The sequence below is a fragment of the Blastocatellia bacterium genome, from assembly GCA_025055075.1.
GTDB lineage: Bacteria > Acidobacteriota > Blastocatellia > HR10 > HR10 > HR10.
Genome location: JANWYV010000045.1, coordinates 78491 through 97652, shown reverse-complemented (window position 1 = coordinate 97652; position 19162 = coordinate 78491). Strand labels below are relative to the sequence as shown.

Below are 19162 nucleotides of genomic sequence, written 5' to 3'. Positions count from 1 at the left end.
ATGCCGTCGGACAAGCCGGGTTCCCAGGGACAGTGCACCCGGCGATTCACTCGTGAAGGATTCGCGCGATCACGCGCCGCAGCCGTCGGGCGTCCGTCAGGGGGTTGAATCCCACCAGGTGCTCGCGGAGTTTCCCCTCCCGATCGAAGAGGAACGTTTGGGGGATGGGATGCTCGCCCGGCCCGACGAAGGCTTCGAACATGCCGTCGGGAGCGAAGCCGATCGGGTAATTCACGCCGAATTCTCGGACGAATCGCTGAACCTGCGGAACATCGCGCTCCGGGTCTTCGATCGTGAGTCCGAGGATCTCTAATCCGCGGTCGCCGTAGGCGTTCTTCAGTTCGACCAGAAGCGGAACCTCATCCCGACAGGGGGGACACCAGGTCGCCCAGAAATCCACGATGAGGACCTTGCCGCGGAAGTCCGAGAGGACGATCTCGCGGCCGTCGAGCGTACGAATGCGGAAGTCGGGAGCCCGCCGATGACTATCGGGCGCCCATGGCAATCCATCAATGACCGCCGTCGAAGGTCGCGCGCCGCTTCGGAAGAAGATCGCGTACGCGGCCCAGGCCGCTCCCATCCCAGCGATCACCAATAGGGCCGTCCAACGCGCCGAAGTCGAGCGCTTCGAGGTCCCCTCAGTAGCGGCCATGTTCATCCCCACGTTCGGCGAACTCCTCCTCCGACTGTTCTCTCGCAGAGATTCCAATTGATGGACCAGCAATTCGATACGCCTCCGATGCCCACATCCCCAAGTCGATCAGCTTGCATCGCTCCGAGCAGAATGGGCGGAACGGATTCGATTCCCAGGGGACGCGCTTCCCACAGCATGGGCACCTGACCATCATACGGAGGTAATGATACACAAAACCGCTCGCGCGTCAACGCATAGGGGCTGCGGCGTGCATTGCGAGAAGCGCGCATCTCTGCTACACTGACTCCCCTCGCACTTCGAGATTCAAGAGGATGATGAGAGATGCCGGAGACGATCCCGAACGAGTATCTCGATCTCTTCCAGAAGCGCGCGTTCGCCGTCCTCGCGACGCTTATGCCCGATGGCTCCCCGCAAGTGACGCCGGTGTGGTGCGATTTCGACGGGACGCACGTGCTCGTGAATTCGGCGCGTGGTCGCGTGAAGGATCGGAACATGAGACGCGATCCCCGCGTCGCGCTCGTGATCCTGGATCCTGAGAATCCGTATCGTTACGTGGAGATTCGCGGGCGCGTCGTCGAGATCACCGAAGAGGGAGCGGACGCGCACATTGATCGGTTGGCCAAGAAATATCTGGGCCTGGAGACCTATCCCTATCGCCAGCCGGGAGAGGTTCGTGTCCTCTACAAGATTCGCCCAGAGCGCGTCTCCGGATTGCGATGAACAGACCATCCGGAGCAGCGCGCGACGCGGACGCTGCGTTGGGACGAGAGCGAATTGGAGCGGGTGCAATGTAAGGATGAACGGATTTGCGAACGCGCTCGCGTCGGTTTATAATGACGCCTGACGTTGCTCGTGGTGTCCAGTCGAAGGGCTGGGCGTCTTTGAGTCCAACATCCCAAGTGAGCGCGGAAGGAGTGCGTATGAGCGAAAGGTACAGGCATCTGGAAGACGAATGGCGACAGGCCGCTCGACGCTCGCGGGACTTTCCGAAGCCGAATTTGCTGACCGTTCGCGAGGTCTTTCGCTGCGCGATCTGCGGAGCTGTCGTCCCGGTGGAGATCGGCATTCCGATGGATGGCGAGTGCCCGAAATGTCATGCCGATCTGCACACCTGCAAGAACTGCATCCATTTCGATCCACAGAGTCGGTTCGAGTGCACTGAGCCGATCCCGGTGCGCATCCCGCGAAAGGATGTGCGGAACGAATGCGAGTTCTTCGAGCCGCGAAAGATCGTGGAGCGCGAGACGACCACCTCGCCCATGCAGATTCAAGATCCGCGCGCGGCCTTCGATCGGTTGTTCAAGAAGTGATCCCCTGTTCCCACGAGGGCTCGGGTGGAGGACGCTCTTCTTGCGATCATAAGGAAGCGTCCCGATCTCCGAGCGGCCTTTGTGAGCGAATGCTTCCGGCTGATACTTGGGAGGGGGAGATGCGCGTTCTGATTGTCGAGGACGAACGAAAGATGGCCGAGGCGCTCCGGCGAGGGCTGGAGGAGGAAGGGTACATCGTGCAGATCGCCGCCGATGGGGATGAAGGCCTGCGTTTGGGGAGCGAACGGGAGTATGACCTCATCATCCTCGACATCCGTCTTCCCAAACGCGATGGGATCGAAGTATGTCGGGAGCTGCGCCGACGGGGCGTGCTGACGCCAATCCTCATGCTCACGGTTCGAGATGCCGTGGACGTGAAGGTCGAGGCCTTCGAGCGCGGCGCGGATGATTATCTCACGAAGCCCTTCGCCTTCGCGGAACTGTTGGCGCGCGCGCGAGCGCTCGTACGTCGCCGTCAGCCGGTGGACCTCCGATTGCGCGTCGGCGAGCTCGTCCTCGATCCTGTGACGCGGCGCGTCACGTGCGCCGGGCGAGAGATCGCCCTGACACCCAAGGAATTCGCCCTGCTCGAATGCCTCATGCGCCATCCGAACGAGGCGCTGACGCGCGCCCGACTCATGCAGGAAGCGTGGGGTGAATCCTTCGATGCCCTGACCAATATCGTGGACGTGTACATCAACGCCTTGCGGAAGAAGCTCGATCGCGCCTTCTCGCGTCCCCTCATTCACACGGTTCGCGGCGTCGGCTACATGTTGCGCGAATAGCGTCAGAGGAGCGTCAGGATGGGGACGATCGCCGTTTGAATCGGGCGAGCTGTCACGAGCACATCGTCATCCCCCACGTAGACATCCACCTCGCTGCGAATGCCGAACTCTCCCTCCAGGTATACCCCGGGCTCGATGGAGAAACAGGTGTGCGGAAGGATGCGACGCTCATCGCGCGTCTCCAGGTTATCCATGTTGGCGCCATTGCCGTGTACGTCCTCGCCGATGGAATGGCCCGTGCGATGGATGAAGAAGTCGCCCAACCCGGCTCGGCGGATCACCTCGCGGGCGACTTCATCCACTTCCCATCCCCGAATGGGGCGCCGCGCGCGCACGGCCTCGCGCACGAACTCGATGGCGCGATCGCGAGCTTCGCGCACGACGTTGAAGACGCGCGTGTAGCGATCGGGCACGACGCTCCCGACGAATCCCGTCCACGTGATGTCCACGTAGACGGCGCGAGGGACATCGCGCAGCTTCGCCCAGAGATCAATGAGCACGAACGTCCCCTCTCGGATCGGCCAGGCGGAATCCGGCGTCGGGCTGTAATGCGGATTCGCGGAATGGGCATCGGCGGCAACAATGGGAGGATGATCCGCCGTCAAGCCCTCGCGTTCGAAGCACTGGAGGATGAATTGCTGAATCTCGTACTCATCGGTAGCCCGCCCGGAGACGACGCGTCGCGCGATCTCGGCGAACGTCTCGTCCACGATCCGACGCATCTTCGGCTCTGCGAGGAGATGAGTCCGCAGTTGCTCTTCATCCCAGACGGCTTCGAACTGTTGCACGAGATCGGCCGAGGAGACGATCTCAACGCCGAAGCGGCGGAGCAGCTCCACAGTGCCGGCGTCCACGCGCGAGATATAAGGGATGGCGTTGTCCGGGGAGTATTGCATGGCGATGCGTCGCCGCCCGCGCAGGATGTTGCGCAGATGCTCGTGAAGTTGCGCCCACGGCAGATAGATGAGCTTCGTTCCGGGCAGCGAATCGAGCTGCTCCGATTCGATGATGTGGACGATTTTGATGGGCTCGCCTTCGGTCGGGATGAAATAGAACCAGCGGCGCGTTCCCAACCGGTTCTCGTCGAGCTTCAAAATGCGATACGCCAGTGGGTCCGATTTGCGGAAGTCGTAGAAGAGCCATCCGTCTACGCCGGCTTCCTTCAGCGCCGTCTGGATGCGAGCGATCAAATCCTCCATAGGCCTCCTCCCGTAAACGAAGAGCTTAGCAGAGCGCGCGCTCCCGCGCGATGTGTCTTCTCGCCGTTGCTCATTGCCGAACTAGATCTTCCCCATCTCGTGCGCATAGGCGCAGTATTGGACGAGGCAGCAGGCTTCGCAACGCGGATTTCTCGGACGGCAGACGTCGCGTCCGAGGCGAATCAAGTTGATGTGCGCGGCATAGTAGTGACGGGTGGGGATGAGACGCCCGAGCTGCTCGTGCGCGCGCTCATCGGAGCAGCGCGGGGGGATCAAGCCGAGTCGTCCGGCCACGCGGCGAATGTGCGTGTCCACGGGGAAGACCGGGCGCCCACAGGCGAAGAGCAAGACACAGGCTGCTGTCTTCGGACCGACGCCATCGAGCGAACGCAGGAACTCGAGCGCTTCATCAAGCGGCATACGGCAGAGGACAGAGAGGTCGAGCGCGCCCGTGCGCCGCTCGATCTCTTGAAGGATGCGTTTGATGCGCGCCGACTTGATCCGCGCCAGGCCGCCAACGCGAATCGCCGCGGCGATCTCTCGCGTCGGAGCGCGCCGCACGGCCTCCCACGTTGGGAAGCGCGCCTTCAGGCGAGCGAACGCGCGATCCCGATTCCGATCGTTCGTGGATTGGGAGAGGACGGTCTCGATCAGCGTATCCAACGGATCGCGATCGCGGCGAAGTCGGGGTGTCCCGTAGGTCGCCTTCAAATGTTCGAGGATATGTCGGATGAGATCCTGAACCTCCATGGGGACAGACGTCGAGGTGTTCCTCGAGCGATTGGTCATCGCCGAGCCTCCGATGCGCGGGCGAGGACTTCGTGATAATAGGCTTCGTACATGGGGATGATGCGCTCGCTGGAGAACAGAGCGAGAGCGCGCTCGCGCGCTCGTCGCCCCATCTCGCGACGTTGAGCGTCATCTTGCAGAAGGCGAATGGCGGCCTCGGCCATGGCCGCAATGTCGCCGCACGGGAGTAGACACCCCGTCGCTCCATCTTCGACGACTTCGGGCAAGCCACCGGTGCGACTGGCGATGACAGGGACCTCGCAGGCCATAGCTTCGAGCGCGGCTAATCCGAAGGCCTCCATCTCGCTGGGCAGCAGCAGCAAGTCGGCGATCGAGAGGAAATCAACGATGTTGGGTTGTTTCCCCACACAATGGACGCGCCCGACGAGCCCGTAGCGTTCGATGAGCCACTCGACGCGCGCGCGATCCGGTCCATCGCCGATCATGATGAGGCGAGCGGGGACCCGCTCGACCACGCGAGCGAAGATCTCCACGCAATCAGGTGCGCGCTTGATCGGGCGGAAGTTGGAAATGTGCACGAGGACCTTCTCCCCCGAAGGCGCGAAACGCTCGCGCAACTCCGGACGCGGCCGACGGGCGCATTCCTCGCCGTTGACGAAGTTCGGGATAACTCGGATGTCGCAAATCCCGAAGATCTCACAGGTCGCGCGTCGCAGATATTGTGAGACGGCTGTGACGCCATCACTCTGCGCGATGCCGAAGCGCGTGATCGGCAAGTAGGAGCGGTCGCGCCCGACGAGGGTGATGTCCGTCCCGTGCAGCGTCGTGATCACCGGCAGATACCGATAGGGGCGCAGCATCTCGCGCGCCAGATAGGCGCTGATGGCATGAGGGATGGCATAGTGAACATGCAAGAGATCCAGTCCATGTTCGGACGCGACGCGGAATTGTTTGGTCGCCAGCGCCATATCGTACGGCAGATACTCGAAGAGGGGATAATCGAGCATCTCGACCTCGTGGAAGAAGAGGCGTTCGGAGAGCTCCGTGAGCCGCGTCGGCAGGGCCGCTGCAATGAAGTGAACCGTGTGCCCTCGTCGCGCCAGCTCCTTCCCCAATTCGGAGGCGACGATGCCGCTGCCGCCATAAGTGGGATAGCACGTGATCCCGATCCTCAGCGGGCGTGTCGCGAGAGCCATCGCCGTTTGGAGGAGCCCATCGGAAAGTCTCAGCTCATGTACTCCTCGAATTCCTCCAGGAGCATGAGCCCATTCTCTTGCGGATCATCCACGACGCCGTGAGTCAAGCGGGCCAGAGCCGCGATGACCTTCAGATGGAAATCGGTCGGCTGCCCGTACTCATCGGCTTCCGCTTCGATCTTGAACTTTCGGGCCGCCTTCTTCACTTGAAGAGGCAGAGATTCGTATGTCTGCCGCAGCTCCTCGATCTCCTCGGCCGACGGATGGGCAGCCGTGATGATGCAGACTTCGCGCCCGCGTTCGGTCTCGGCCTCGACCTCGAGAGCTGCCCAATGGGTGGCATTCGGCATCTCACTCCCGCGCGGTCGCACGCGGCAGGGATACCCGCTCGCTTCAAGCTGGGCGATCACGTCCGAGACCGAGGGGAGACGAGTCCGATCCGTCCAGACGAAGTATTCACACTTCATGGTCCGCTTGCCTCTTCTCCATGTCCGTTGTGCTGTTCACCGCGCCGTATGCGGAGGCATTGTAGGCGAGAGGCCTCCCTTTCGCAACAGGGCGTTCGCCACCGCGTCCTTTCGTCACGAGGAGCTCACGGTGACCGGAGTCACCGGATTGTAGAGCGAATCGCGTTCGACAGGAATGCGACCCGCTTGCCGGATCAAATGCTCGATCTCCGCACGCGTGAGGCCCTGTGGCGTTTGTCCCCCCGCCATATGATAGATCTTCTCCTCGATCACCGTTCCGTCCAAATCATCGGCGCCGAATCGGAGAGCGACTTGCGCCAGCTTCGGCCCCATCATGATCCAATACGCCTTGATGTGATCGAAGTTGTCCAGCAACAAGCGCGCGACGGCGATGTTCTTCAGATCGTCTATGCCCGTCGTCCACGGCAGGTGGCTCAGCTGGGTGTTCTCCGGGTGGAAGGCCAGCGGGATGAAGGCCGTGAAGCCTCCGGTCTCGTCTTGCAGCGCCCGCAGCCGCAGCAAGTGATCCACGCGTTCCTCATACGTCTCGACATGACCGTAGAGCATCGTCGCCGTGGACTTCAAGCCACATTCATGAACGGCGCGCGCGACTTCCAGCCAGCGCTCGCCACTGATCTTATGCGTGCAGATGATGTCGCGCACCCGCCGGGCGAAGATCTCGGCGCCCCCACCGGGGACCGAATCCAGGCCCGCCTCTTTCAGAATCTCGATCGTCTCGTGCAGAGATTTCCCCGCCAGCTTCGCCAAATAGTCCAACTCCACGCACGTGAAGGCCTTCAAGTGCACGTTCGGGAAATGGTATTTCAGCGCGCGCAGCAAGTCCACGTAGTATTGGAACGGAAGATACGGATGCAAACCTCCCACGATGTGGAACTCGCGCACTGAGTCGGTATACCCGCGCGCGGCCGTTTGGACGACCTCTTCGATGCTCATCGTCCATCCGCCTTCCTCTCCGACCTTGCGGGCGAAGGCACAGAGTTGACAGTCCACGAAGCAGATGTTGGTCGGGTTGATGTGGCGGTTGACGATGTAGTAGGCGACATTGCCGTTCTTCTTCTCCCTCACGTAGTTGGCGAGCGCGCCGAGCGTCAAGAGATCATTCGAGCGATAGAGCGCCACACCATCTTCGAATGTGAGGCGCTCGCCAGCGAAGACCTTCTCGGCGATCGGCGCCAATTCCGAGCGGGCGATATACGCGTCCATTCCCATCCCCCTCCACAAGCGATGGCGATTTATCGCAACAGCACGTCTCCTCCCATCGTGAGCAAGAGGACCAGGCTCACATAAGCGTTAGTGGTGAAAAAGGCTTCGTTGACCCGAGAGAGATCATCGGGGCGAACGAGCCGATGTTGTCGGATGAGGAGCCAGAGCGTCGCCACGAGTCCCACTCCTCCCAGCCAGCCCACCTCCGCCAGGCGAGCGGCCCATACGAGACTGGCGAACGCGATCCCGTGAAAGCCGCGCGCGATCCAAAGGGCGCGTCGAAGACCGAATCGCGCGGGCAGCGACCGCAAGCCCACGCGCCGATCGAAGTCCACGTCCTGACAGGCGTAGATCACATCGAACCCAGCCACCCACATCATCACGGCGAGGCTTATCGCAAGCGGCAGCCAGTCGTCCAATGTCCCGCGCACGGCGATCCACGCCCCCGTCGGAGCGATTGCCAAACACCAGCCAAGCACCAGATGCGAATACGCCGTGAAACGCTTCGTGTAAGAGTAGAGGAAGATCGAGGCCAACGCTATCGGGGCCAGCATTAGCGTGAGCCGATTCAACATGGCCGCTGCCAGCAAGAATACCGCCGCCGAGACGACGGTGAAGGTGCGGACGTAGCGCGGGCTCACTCGTCCCGCCGGCAGTGCGCGATTCTGCGTGCGCGGATTCTGACGATCGAATTCGCGATCCACGAGCCGGTTAAAAGCCATCGCGGCGCTGCGCGCGCCCACCATGGCGACCAAAATCCAAAAGAGTGTGCGCCCATCGGGCAGGCCATTGGCGGCGAGAATCGCACCGAGGAGCGCAAACGGGAGGGCAAAGAGCGTGTGCTCGATCTTGATCATCTCCAGTGTCACTCGCGTGTTTTGCCATAGCGTCGCCGCCAGCGATCGGCGCGCGGACATCTTCGACATCACGCTCGTCGTCATGTGCGCCCTCCTCGCCACATCGTTTCCTGCGAATGCTCGATGCCCAGATGATCCAAGATGCGATAGACGAAGTGCTTCACCAAATCGTCAATCGTGCGCGGGCGATGGTAGAAGGCCGGCATGGCCGGCAAGATCACCGCTCCCAGCTGCCGCAGCGTCAACATGTTCTGCAGATGAATGGCATTGAGCGGCGTCTCGCGCACGACGAGGATGAGCCGTCGTCCCTCTTTCAGCATCACGTCGGCCGCCCGATGGATGAGATTCGTCGTCGCCCCTGTGGCGATCGCGCCGAGTGTCCCCACGCTGCAGGGGATGATGACCATCCCATTCACGGGATAGGAACCGCTGGAGATAGGCGCGGCCAAATCGTTCAGTTGAAAGCACACGAGCTTATGGCGGGAGAGACCCAGCCGGTCAGCGACCTCAACGCTGAGTGGGACGGGGATCTCCACGTCCAGCTCCTCGGCGAAGACGCGGCGCCCGTTATCGCTGATGAGCAGATTGATTTGCCGGACATGCGGGCTCGCATCCAGCAATTGCAGCAACCGCTGCGCGTAGCACGCACCACTGGCACCCGTAATGGCGACGGTGATGGAGACGCCCTCGCTCATCGCGTTTCAGTACACAAGCGTACCGAGCTTCCGGAAAGCTTGTCAAGAAACCGCTTCTCGGCGGCGCCCGAACGCCGCCGAACCCCTCGCTTGACAGCTTGAGGGGCCTCGATTCATCATCGTTTGGTAGGAGGACATGCTCGACGCGTATCGAGAGGAATTAGCCGAATTCCACGAGGCGCTAGCGCGCGAAGAATACGAGCATTATTCTGGGCAAAAAGAGGCGCTCGAGCTGGAACCGATCTACGATCGCTACGGACATCTCTTCACGCGCGAGGCCATCGAGGCCTTGCGGCGCGAACGCGAGGCGATCCCCGAATCATTCGAGACGGCGCGCCGCGCGCTTGATCTCTTGATCGCCGACGCCACCGAGCGCGCCCTGGAGATGAGCGTTCGGTCGTTGACGGAGCAGATCGCGCGCGCGGAAGCGGAGGCGGAGATCCTCTGGGATGAGGAGACGCTCACGTTCCATCAGGCGAGGCGACGGTTGGCGACCGAGCTGGATCCCCATCGGCGTCGGGAGCTTCACGCTCGATGCCTGGAGATCATTCAGCAGACGAATGATCTGCGCGTGGAACGATGGCGCGAGCTACAACGCGCCGCGCGCGCACTCGGATATGCGGACTCGCGAACGCTCTATCAAGCTGTGCGCGCGCGGAATTTCGAAGCGCTCGGGCACCAGTGGGCGCAGTTCCTGGAGGCGACGGATGAGCTCTATCGGGCGTACCTCCACGACGCGCTGATGAGCGAGTTGGGACTGCGCCCGACGGAGGCCGATCGCGCGGACATTCCGGCTTTCCTTCACATGGGACGCTACGCGGACCTTTTCCCGCGCCAGGGATTGCGCGCGATCTACGATGAATTGCTGCAGGCGTTGGACCTTGAAGCCGATCGGCAGAAGAACGTCGAAGTGGATGATGAGGAGCGCCCGCGAAAGCATCCGCGCGCATTCTGCGTCCCGATTCGAATCCCGGAGGAGATCAAGCTCGTCATCGCCCCTAATGGGGGCGTATCTGATTACCAGGCCTTGCTTCACGAGACCGGACATGCGCAGCACTATGCATGGACTTCGGCCGCGCTTCTGCCAGAGTTCAAGTATTCGGGCGATCGCGCCGTGAGCGAGAGCTACGCGTTTTTGTTCGAGTCATTGCTGCGGGAGCCGCGGTGGCTGGACGAAGCCTTGCATTTCCCGGCGAGCGAACATTTCCTGAAGCTCATGTGGGGGCAGCGGCTCTTCCTTCTTCGCCGATACGCTGCCAAGTGCGAGTACGAGCAACTTCTGCATGTGACCGATGAGCCGGAGGCCGTGGCTTCGGAATATGCCGAACGGCTCACGCGCGCGACCGGATTTCGCTACGGCCCCGAGGAGTTTTTGAGCGATGTGGATGATGGCTTCTACGCGGCCGATTATTGGCGAGCGTGGGTGGCCGAGGTGTGGTTGCGCGACTACGTGAAGACGCGGTTCGGACATCGGTGGTGGCGACATCCGCGGGCCGGACGATTCTTGGTCGAGTTATGGGAGACCGGTGAGCGATACACCATCGAGGAGATCATTCGGCAGATCGGCTCCGACGAACCCTCGATCGAGCCTCTGGTGGATGAAGTGAAGGCCAGTTTCGGACGACGAAGGAGGCGACGATGAGCGACGAGGTGCGCGTCCATGTGCCGTTGGGCGAGCGCCGCTATGACATCGTGATCGGAGACGGGGTGCTGCAGCGTGCCGGAGAGTTGGTGAGGATCGCTCTGGAAGCGGATGGGCAACGAACGTCGCGCTTGGCCATCATCTCCAATGCGCGCGTGTTTGGACTCTATGGCGCGAGGCTTCGTGCCAGCCTCCGACAAGCGGGTTTCTCCGTCTCCGTCCATTTCGTTGGCGACGGCGAACGATACAAGACCTTGCGGACTGTAGAGCGATTATATGGGGAGCTGGCCGAGCAGCAGTTGGATCGCACGTCGGCAATTGTGGCGCTCGGCGGCGGCGTCGTCGGAGATATCGCAGGATTCGTGGCCGCTACGTTCCTGCGTGGGATCGCATACGTGCAGATCCCGACGACTTTGCTGGCAGCCATTGACAGCTCGATCGGGGGCAAAACCGGCGTGAACTTACCGCAAGGGAAGAATCTCGTCGGCGCGTTTCACCAACCGCGCCTTGTGCTCGCCGACGTCGCGACTCTGCGCACGCTCCCGCCTCGGGAGATGGAGGCCGGTTTATGCGAGGCGCTTAAGTATGGCGTCATTCGGGATGCAAGGCTCTTCGATCACATCGTCGCGCGCATGGAGGCGCTGAAAAATGGCGAGGCGACGGCCCTCGTGCCGATGATTCGACGCTGCTGCGAAATCAAAGCCGAGATCGTGCGACGCGACGAGCGAGAATCCGGGCTTCGGCGTATTCTCAACTTCGGCCACACTTTCGGACATGCGCTGGAGGCCGTCACGCGCTATCGCCGATTGAAACATGGCGAGGCCGTCGGTTACGGGATGCTCATGGCCGGACGCTTGGCCGTTCGTCTGAAGATGTTCGCTCCCGAGGAGGCCGAGCGCCTTCGGCAGGCGATCGCCGCCTGCGGGCCTTTTCCTTCGATCGCCGATCTTGATCCGGACGAGATCCTGGCCGCGATGCGCCATGATAAGAAGGCGCGAGCGGGACGATTGACCTTCGTGCTTCCGACGCGCATCGGGCATGTGACGGTGCGCGACGACATCCCCCCTCGAATCGTTCGCGCTCTCCTTCGGGAGAGCTTGCGCGATCTCTCCATGATCTTTCCGCCTCGGACAGGCACAAGGCGTGCATCGCGAGTCGGGAATGGTTCTCGCGCGCCTCGGTGAAGGTAGGAGGTTCCTGGGGGGAGAGAAGGCTATTGAAAGCTCTCCACCGCGACCGCCTCGTCATCGAAGGCTTCGAAGACGGCAACCAGTTTCGTGATCGTCAGGACCTCTCGGATGCGTGGGGGAACGTGAAGGAGCTTCAGACGGCCGCCGCGATTCCCCGCCGCCGTATATGCGCTCACCAGCTCTCCGATGCCCGAGCTATCCATGTGCGTGACGCCAGCGAGATTAAGCAAGATCTTGCGCCCTCCTTGCTGGAGCACGCGGTGCACGGCCTCGCGAAATTGAAGCGTCCCTTCACCGATCGTGATGCGTCCCTCGATGTCCAGGATGTGGACATCTCCGATGGTGCGATGCTCGATGCGGATCATCTACGGACTCTCCGAGCGCATCTTCTTCCGCAATCGGACGACCGTTCCCCTGCCCGGCGATGACCAGATGTCCACCTCATCCATGAACGCCTTCATGTAGAAGATGCCGCGTCCGGTTGGCTTCAACAGGTTCTCCGGGTCCAGCGGATTGGGCACCTGGGAGAGGTCGAAACCGCTTCCTTGGTCAAGCACGCGGATGCTGAGGCCCTCGTGATTAAAGGCGTATTGGATCTCGACCCGCTTCTGTCGGTCCTCCTTGTTGCCATGCTTGATGGCGTTGATGACGGCCTCGCGCACGGCCATGCTGATCCACATGGCCGTCTCCTCATCGAATCCTGCGAGGCGGGCGAGCGTCGCGGTCACCCTCTCCACGAGTTCGACGAATTCGAAGCCGCTCGCTATGCTCAGACTGATGCTGTAGGTCTCCGGGCCCCGCTCCTGTCTCATGGAGCCCCCCATGCGCGCTGGAAGCTGCCGGGCCGAACAGTCTGTTCGGGAGGAGGGCTGTCCATGCGCGCGTGTTTTTCAGTTGCGGAGCAGGCGTTGTGCATCTTCGGAAGGAGTGATGTAACATAGCAGGGGTCCTATGTCAAGATGCGTGATCGGCAGAGCGAAGCGCCTCGTGGGTGAGCTGCGCATGCCGGGGGACAAATCCCTCTCGCATCGCGCGGCCTTATGCGCCGCTCTGAGCGAGGGCGTCTCCCGATTGCAGAATTTCTCTCCGAGTCTCGATTGCGAGCGCACGCTCGCTTGTCTGCGGGCCTTGGGCGTTCCGATCGAAGTCGCCGACGCCGAAGAGGGAATGGTGGTGGTCGTTCGTGGAATGGGCCTGGAAGGGTTCACCCAACCCCAGCATGTGCTCGATGCCGGAAACTCCGGCTCCACCATCCGCATGCTCGCGGGGATTCTGGCCGGGCAACGGTTTGAGAGCACGATCACGGGCGATATGTCGCTGCAGCGTCGGCCCATGGATCGGATCGTGCATCCGCTGCGATTGATGGGGGCTTCGGTGCGCGCGCGCGAAGAGCGTTATGCGCCCCTGACGATTTGCGGAGGAAGCTTGCGCCCAATTTGGTATCGGATGCCGGTGGCGAGCGCGCAGGTCAAGTCGTGCGTGCTGTTAGCTGGTCTTTTCGCCTCGGGGACGACGACCGTAGAGGAAGCAGTCCCCACGCGAGATCATACGGAGATCATGCTTGCTGAATTCGGTGCTCGTGTGAACTCGTCGGGAGGAATCATCTCCGTCGTGGGGCGGCCTCAACTGCGAGCGCGAGAGTATCGAATCGCCGGCGACATCTCCTCGGCGGCTTTCTTCATCGCTGGCGCGCTCGCCCTGTCGGGCTCGCATCTGCTCGTTCGCGACGTCTTGCTCAATCCGACGCGCACGGGGTTTCTTGACGTCCTTCGGCAGTGGGGGGCGCGTATCGAGATCGAGAACGTGCGCCGATGGCATGGCGAGCCAGTGGGCGATGTGCGCGTCGTCTCTCCTCCGCGCGCTGAGCGCGGGCGCGCGGAGCCGCTCGTCCTCAGCGGAGCGCTCATCCCGAAGGTGATTGATGAGATCCCCGTGCTCGCTGTTCTCGCGACGCAAATGCCAGGGGGAATGCTCGTGCGCGAGGCGACCGAGTTGCGCGTCAAAGAGAGCGATCGGATTCGCGTACTCGTGGAGAACTTGAGGCGCATGGGCGCTCAGGTGATCGAATATGCGGATGGGTTCGCCGTCGCCGGGCCGCAGGCGCTGCGGGGAGCGGAAATCGAACACGAGGGCGATCATCGTCTCGCGATGGCGTTTGCGATCGCCGGACTTTTGGCCGAAGGGGAGACGATCATCCGGGACCCCGAGGTCGCGGCCATCTCCTTCCCGGCGTTCTTTCGCTTACTGGAGCAGATCGTCGAACGGTGATGCGGATTTTTCTGGTCGGCTTCATGGGATCGGGGAAGACGACCGTTGGGCGCCTCTTGGCCGAGAAACTCGGATACGCCTTCCTGGATCTCGATGAGCTGATTCAAGAGCAAGCGGGTCTCTCGATCCGTGAGATCTTCGCGCGAATGGGGGAAGGCGCCTTTCGTGAGATGGAGAGCCGTGCTTTGCGCGAGCTCGAAGCATGGGAAGATGTCGTCGTGGCGCTCGGCGGCGGGGCTTTCGTGAGCGAGGGGAATCGTCGCGAAGTCAAACGATTGGGCGTCTCGGTCTGGCTCGATTGTCCGCTGGAGGTCATCCTGGCACGATTAAGTGGAACATCCGATCGTCCGCTCTATCGTTCGGCCGAGCAGATGCGCGCGCTGCTCGAGGCGCGCCTTCCGGCCTATCAACAAGCCGATCTGCGAGTGGATGCGGGTTCTCAAGCGCCCGAAGCGGTGGCCGACGAGATCATGCATCGCTTGAGCCTTCGACCGAAGCGACCGTGATGCCTGCGCGCAGGGATCTTTGGCTACGGTTCGCGCGAAGAGGCCGATCGTAGGGCGTCAGAGAGCACGTCCTCGTAGAGGGCGAGGACGGCGCGCGCCATCCTCTGACGAGTGAAGCGCTCGCTCACGTATTGGCGAGCAGCTTCCCCGAGCCGTTGACGAAGCGCGTCGTCTTCCAGCAATCGGTTCATGGCGTCCGCCAAGGCATCGGCATTCGCTGGGGGAACAAGGAGTCCAGTGACTTCGTGCTGATTCACCCACGCGACGCCGGTGGGTAGCGCCGTGCTGATGACGGGTTTCCCCGCTGCCATCGCCTCGAGTTGAACGATGCCGAAGGTCTCGCTCTCTCGAATGGAGGGGAGGACCAAGAGATCGCAGGCGTGGTAATAGGCCGGAAGGTGCTCGTGCGCGATCTCCCCGAGGAAGGCGACTCGCTCGTCGAGCCCGAGGGCGCGCGCGCGTCGTCGCAACGCGCGTTCGCGCGGGCCGCGCCCGACGATGAGGAGCCGCGCTGGGACGCGGAGCATTGCCTCGATCAGATACTCCACGCCCTTGTAGTACACGAGTCGACCAACGAATAGGATCACGCGAGGCCCGAATTCGGCGCGAATCGCTGCGGCGCGCTGTCGCAGTGTCTCATTCGGTCGGAAGCGGGTCACATCAATGCCGAAAGGGATGATGACGCACTTGTCGCGATAGGGGCGAAGCGTGGGAAGATCGAGATGGCGCGGCGTGGCGATGATGATGCGATCGGCGCGTCGCAAGAGCCGCGCAAGGAGTGGACGATAGACCGGTCGCCATATGCGCTGTCGCACGACCTCGCTGTGGAAAGAGACGAGCACGCGCGCTCTCGGATTCGCCATCAGCACTGCGAGTGTGGCCATCGGATTCGGTTCATGAAGGTGGAGGATGTCGGCACGATGCTTGGTCACAAGATGAGGAAGTGAAGGGCAGAGCGGCGTAGAAGCGATTTGTCCCCATCGAGCCACGCGCGTCACCAAAACGCCGTTAACCCATTCGGTCACTGTTCGCGGTTGCGTATTCGCGACGAGGACATGCAGGTCCACGTGCGCATTCAGCTCCTCGCAGAGATGCTGCAAGACCGTCTCCATGCCGCCGGGGACGGGGAAGTAGAATTTTCCGATCTGCAGGACCTTCACCGCCGTGAGCGGCCGCGAATGCGGCTCATGCCTTCGCTGAGGGGATGGGCGGCAAAAGGCGTTCCAACTCGTCCGCGCGCGTCACTGGCTGGTGGCAGGTGAAGTTCTGGCACACGTAAGCCGTGCACGGAGCCGGACGTCCGTCGGACCCGCGAAGCGGTTCGCGATCGCGCAGAAGTGGGATGAGGCGCGGTGCTTCGTCGTCTTCGAGGCGACGGAAGGCGATGACCGCGTGGGGCAGATAGCGTTCGGAGAGAACGCGTCGCATGGCGCGCGTCGTCGGCGCGTCCGGATCCCCCACGAGCGCGATCTCTTGCGCCGAGGCCAGTGCGAGGTCCAATGCGCAGAGCAAGCGTCCGAAGCCGTAGGGGTGGCGCCGCATCGGATCGGCGAAGAGGCGAAGGATCGCATGCGCGCGCTCCCAGTAAGCGTCATCTCCGGTGAAGCGATAAAGGCGGAGGAAAACCTCGGCGGCCACGGAGTTCCCCGACGGAGTGGCATTGTCGAAAGCCTCCTTCAAGCGCACGGGCACGTCAGCATGCTCCGCACTCGTAGAGAAGAAACCGCCGCGCTCTGCGTCCCAAAAGCGTTCCACCATGGCCTCGGTGAGCGCGAGCGCTTCTCGAAACCATCGAGGGTCGAAATCGGCCTCGTAGAGAGTGAGCAGTCCATCAATCACGCACGCGTAATCGTCCTGAAAGGCCGGGATCTTCGCTGTTCCGTCAGCGAACATGTGCCAAAGGGCACCGTCGCGCCGTAGCGCCGTCAGCAGAAACTCCGCATTTCGGCGGGCGGCGTGATAGTATTCCTCCCGCTCCAGCACGATGGCCGCGCGTGCGAAGCTGCGCAGCATGAGCCCATTCCAGGCCGCGAGGATCTTCTCATCGCGCGTCGGTTTCACCCGCTGCTCCCGAGATTCCCAAAGCGCACGTCGAGCGCGTTGGATGATCGCTCGCAATTCCGGAACCGTGAGTCCTTCCAGACGCGCGATCACTTCAGGATCGCGCGGAACGCTCAGGACGTTCTTCCCCTCGAAGTTCCCCCACTCGGTGACGCCGAAATAGCGGCAAACGATCTCCCCCTCTTGCTCACCCAGCACGGCGCGAATCTCATCGGGCGTCCAGACGTAGAATTTCCCCTCCTCGCCTTCGCTGTCGGCGTCCTGCGTGGCATAAAAGCCTCCCTGCGGATCGGTCATCTCCCGCCGGACGTAATCGAGGGTCTCCTCGGCGATCTCCCGATAGAGCGAATTCCGCGTCAGCTGATAGGCGGCCAGATACGCGTGCGCCAAGAGAGCATTGTCGTAGAGCATCTTCTCGAAATGCGGAATCAACCACTGCGCGTCGGTGGCGTATCGGTGGAATCCGCCGCCGAGGTGATCGTAAATCCCACCGCGTGCCATCCGCGTGAGGGTGCGTTCGACCATCTCCAAGGCGTAGCTGTCTCCCGTGCGGAGATATACGCGCAGTAGAAATTCCAGGACCATCGGCGCGGGGAATTTGGGGGCGCGTCCGAATCCTCCGTGCGTGGCATCGAACTGTTCGATCAGGGCGCGATAGGCCGCATCAAGTAATTCCGACGTCAAGGGACGATCCGATGGCTCCCAAGCGTTCAGTCCCTGCAGATGCGTCAGAAGCTCCTGCCCGGCGCGCTCGATCTCCTGACGGCGCGTGCGATAAGCTTCAGCAACCGCGCGCAGCACGCGAGGGAAAGCAGGCAACCCGTGCCGGTCCACCGGCGGGAAGTACGTTCCCCCGTAAAAGGGAACGCCCTCAGGCGTCAAAAAGACGGTCAGCGGCCATCCCCCATGTCCCGTCATCGCTTGGACAGCGCTCATGTAGATGGCGTCCAGATCAGGCCGCTCCTCCCGATCCACCTTGATGTTGATGAAGTTCTCGTTCATCAAGCGCGCGATCTCTTCGTTCTCGAACGATTCGCGCTCCATGACGTGGCACCAGTGACAGGCCGAGTATCCGATACTCAGGAGAATCGGCTTATCCTCGCGCCGCGCTCGCTCGAAGGCCTCCTCCCCCCATGGATACCAATCCACGGGATTATGGGCGTGTTGCCGCAGATAGAGACTCGTCTCGTGGATCAATCGGTTCGTGTATCGCTTCTCACTCATTGGCGATTCGCCTCCATTGCCACTCGCTCCAAGAGGGCGGGCGCGATGATCTCTTCAAACGTCTTCCGAAGCGCGGGAAAGCGTCCCAGCCGAAAGAGGGCGCGCGCGGCCCGCTGGAGCGCTCGCGGGATATATGGCTTGTAGACGGGATTCCCTACCACGGCCGCTTGATACGCATACGTGCCCGTCGCTTTCAGGAGTCGCTGCAGGGCCATCAAATCCAGCTCCCGGCGAAAGGCCGCGCGTCGCTCGACCTGTCCCCACGTCGCCTCCGCGCGGGATTTTTCCTCCAGGAAGAACTCGATCATCGCTTCGATGAGGGCATCGTCCAGCTCCACATACGGATCGCCGAGCAGCGAGGCGAGATCATAACTGGGCGGCCCCAAGCGTGCGTCCTGATGGTCAATGATGTAAAGCCGACCTCGATACCACATCAAGTTCCGAGAGTGGAAATCCCGATGCGTCAGCACACGCGGAATCGCTGCCAACTCCGCAGCGATCTCCAGGAATTCCGCGTGCAAGCGCTCCGTCTGTCCGGGAGCGAGCGAGAGGCCAAGATACTTCTCGAAAAAATTCGAGAAGAAGAAGCGCAGCTCCCAATCCAACTTCTCCACATCGAAGGCTAGGCGCGCAGCTATTGACCCGCATTCGTCGGCCAAGCGCGTCGCTCCTTGAATCCGAAGGATCAATTGAATAGCTTCCCGATACGCTGCTCGTTGCTCATCGGGGCGCGCCGTTGGGAGCCAATCTTGCAATCGGACATCACCGAGATCTTCCAGAAGCATCATCCCGCGCTCGCCGTCAGCATCAAAGATCGTTGGTACGGGGAGTCCGGCTTTGAGGAAGAGAGCCGTCACGTCGCAATAGGGGTGCGTGGTCGGATCGAACGGTTCAGGGTAGCGCGCGACGACGTAATGGCGCCCATCCGGCAGGTAAACGCGGAAATACTGTCGCAGCGAGGCATCGCCGGCCAACTTCTTCGCTCGAACGCGGCAGGGATCGAGACCAAAGACGCGCGCGGCATACGCGCGCACGGCTTCCTCAATACAATGCGCACGCTCCTTTCGCTCGCCCGGATTGGACATGTTCGCCCTGGCAGTATAGCCAATCGCTTCGTCCGGTGCAAAGACTTT

Annotated in this window: 21 protein-coding genes; 7 read left to right on the top strand and 14 right to left on the bottom strand. The window is 62.0% G+C overall.

What is annotated here, in order from left to right:
* Positions 1-46: 46 nt before the first annotated feature.
* Positions 47-658 (bottom strand): TlpA family protein disulfide reductase, encoded by a 612-nt coding sequence (locus NZ746_10770; protein ID MCS6817845.1) that lies wholly within the window; start codon positions 656-658, stop codon positions 47-49.
* Positions 639-848, bottom strand: coding sequence for a DNA gyrase inhibitor YacG (locus NZ746_10765; GenBank protein ID MCS6817844.1), 210 nt, complete (start codon positions 846-848; stop codon positions 639-641). The genes NZ746_10770 and NZ746_10765 overlap by 20 nt, the downstream gene beginning before the upstream one ends.
* A gap of 128 nt (positions 849-976) precedes the next feature.
* Between NZ746_10765 and NZ746_10760 the strand changes: the two genes are divergently transcribed.
* The 3 genes from NZ746_10760 to NZ746_10750 all read left to right on the top strand — a co-directional run bounded on the left by NZ746_10760 (position 977) and on the right by NZ746_10750 (position 2750).
* On the top strand, positions 977-1375 hold the full coding sequence (locus tag NZ746_10760) for a PPOX class F420-dependent oxidoreductase (protein MCS6817843.1): 399 nt from the start codon (positions 977-979) through the stop codon (positions 1373-1375).
* 200 nt (positions 1376-1575) lie between these two features.
* Positions 1576-1965 carry a hypothetical protein gene (locus NZ746_10755; protein ID MCS6817842.1) on the top strand — a complete coding sequence of 130 codons (390 nt, stop codon included), beginning with the start codon at positions 1576-1578 and terminating at the stop codon, positions 1963-1965.
* A gap of 119 nt (positions 1966-2084) precedes the next feature.
* Positions 2085-2750, top strand: a complete 666-nt coding sequence (locus tag NZ746_10750) for a response regulator transcription factor (protein MCS6817841.1) — start codon at positions 2085-2087, stop codon at positions 2748-2750.
* 2 nt (positions 2751-2752) lie between these two features.
* Here NZ746_10750 and NZ746_10745 read toward each other — a convergent pair whose 3' ends face one another.
* The 7 genes from NZ746_10745 to NZ746_10715 all read right to left on the bottom strand — a co-directional run bounded on the left by NZ746_10745 (position 2753) and on the right by NZ746_10715 (position 9138).
* On the bottom strand, positions 2753-3949 hold the full coding sequence (locus NZ746_10745) for a Xaa-Pro peptidase family protein (GenBank protein MCS6817840.1): 1197 nt from the start codon (positions 3947-3949) through the stop codon (positions 2753-2755).
* A gap of 81 nt (positions 3950-4030) precedes the next feature.
* Positions 4031-4738, bottom strand: a complete 708-nt coding sequence (locus tag NZ746_10740) for an endonuclease III (GenBank protein ID MCS6817839.1) — start codon at positions 4736-4738, stop codon at positions 4031-4033.
* Entirely contained in the window at positions 4735-5895 is a 1161-nt protein-coding gene (gene bshA / locus NZ746_10735) for an N-acetyl-alpha-D-glucosaminyl L-malate synthase BshA (GenBank protein MCS6817838.1), read from the bottom strand. The genes NZ746_10740 and bshA overlap by 4 nt, the downstream gene beginning before the upstream one ends.
* A 29-nt stretch (positions 5896-5924) precedes the next feature.
* Positions 5925-6362 carry a hypothetical protein gene (locus NZ746_10730; GenBank protein MCS6817837.1) on the bottom strand — a complete coding sequence of 146 codons (438 nt, stop codon included), beginning with the start codon at positions 6360-6362 and terminating at the stop codon, positions 5925-5927.
* A 114-nt stretch (positions 6363-6476) separates the two neighbouring features.
* Positions 6477-7586 (bottom strand): aminofutalosine synthase MqnE, encoded by a 1110-nt coding sequence (gene mqnE, locus NZ746_10725; protein MCS6817836.1) that lies wholly within the window; start codon positions 7584-7586, stop codon positions 6477-6479.
* Between the two features lie 29 nt (positions 7587-7615).
* Positions 7616-8527, bottom strand: coding sequence for a putative 4-hydroxybenzoate polyprenyltransferase (gene ubiA, locus NZ746_10720; protein ID MCS6817835.1), 912 nt, complete (start codon positions 8525-8527; stop codon positions 7616-7618).
* A complete protein-coding gene (locus NZ746_10715) occupies positions 8524-9138 on the bottom strand; it encodes a UbiX family flavin prenyltransferase (GenBank protein MCS6817834.1) in 615 nt (204 codons plus the stop codon). Before NZ746_10715 ends, ubiA begins: the two co-directional genes overlap by 4 nt.
* 136 nt (positions 9139-9274) lie before the next feature.
* Here NZ746_10715 and NZ746_10710 point away from each other — a divergent pair, with 136 nt between their 5' ends.
* On the top strand, positions 9275-10780 hold the full coding sequence (locus NZ746_10710; protein ID MCS6817833.1) for a hypothetical protein: 1506 nt from the start codon (positions 9275-9277) through the stop codon (positions 10778-10780).
* Positions 10777-11964 (top strand): 3-dehydroquinate synthase, encoded by a 1188-nt coding sequence (gene aroB / locus NZ746_10705; GenBank protein ID MCS6817832.1) that lies wholly within the window; start codon positions 10777-10779, stop codon positions 11962-11964. The genes NZ746_10710 and aroB overlap by 4 nt, the downstream gene beginning before the upstream one ends.
* Positions 11965-11993: 29 nt before the next feature.
* Here the strand turns inward: aroB and NZ746_10700 are convergent, their stop codons facing one another.
* Together NZ746_10700 and NZ746_10695 are read right to left on the bottom strand one after the other, a co-directional pair.
* Entirely contained in the window at positions 11994-12335 is a 342-nt protein-coding gene (locus NZ746_10700; GenBank protein MCS6817831.1) for an STAS domain-containing protein, read from the bottom strand.
* Positions 12336-12782 (bottom strand): ATP-binding protein, encoded by a 447-nt coding sequence (locus tag NZ746_10695; GenBank protein ID MCS6817830.1) that lies wholly within the window; start codon positions 12780-12782, stop codon positions 12336-12338.
* 139 nt (positions 12783-12921) lie between these two features.
* On the opposite strand from NZ746_10695, the gene aroA reads away from it, so the two are divergent.
* Positions 12922-14238 (top strand): 3-phosphoshikimate 1-carboxyvinyltransferase, encoded by a 1317-nt coding sequence (gene aroA, locus NZ746_10690; protein ID MCS6817829.1) that lies wholly within the window; start codon positions 12922-12924, stop codon positions 14236-14238.
* The gene (locus NZ746_10685) at positions 14238-14744 is read left to right on the top strand and encodes a shikimate kinase (GenBank protein ID MCS6817828.1); all 507 of its coding nucleotides are present in this window, start codon (positions 14238-14240) and stop codon (positions 14742-14744) included. The genes aroA and NZ746_10685 overlap by 1 nt, the downstream gene beginning before the upstream one ends.
* Before the next feature lie 23 nt (positions 14745-14767).
* On the opposite strand, the gene NZ746_10680 is transcribed toward NZ746_10685, so the two are convergent.
* The 3 genes from NZ746_10680 to NZ746_10670 are packed head-to-tail and all read right to left on the bottom strand — an operon-like array spanning position 14768 to position 19114.
* On the bottom strand, positions 14768-15904 hold the full coding sequence (locus NZ746_10680; protein MCS6817827.1) for a glycosyltransferase: 1137 nt from the start codon (positions 15902-15904) through the stop codon (positions 14768-14770).
* Between the two features lie 25 nt (positions 15905-15929).
* Positions 15930-18029: a thioredoxin domain-containing protein gene (locus NZ746_10675; GenBank protein MCS6817826.1), complete on the bottom strand. Its 2100-nt coding sequence runs from the start codon at positions 18027-18029 to the stop codon at positions 15930-15932.
* Positions 18026-19114, bottom strand: a complete 1089-nt coding sequence (locus NZ746_10670; GenBank protein MCS6817825.1) for a phosphotransferase — start codon at positions 19112-19114, stop codon at positions 18026-18028. Before NZ746_10670 ends, NZ746_10675 begins: the two co-directional genes overlap by 4 nt.
* Positions 19115-19162: the final 48 nt, after the last annotated feature.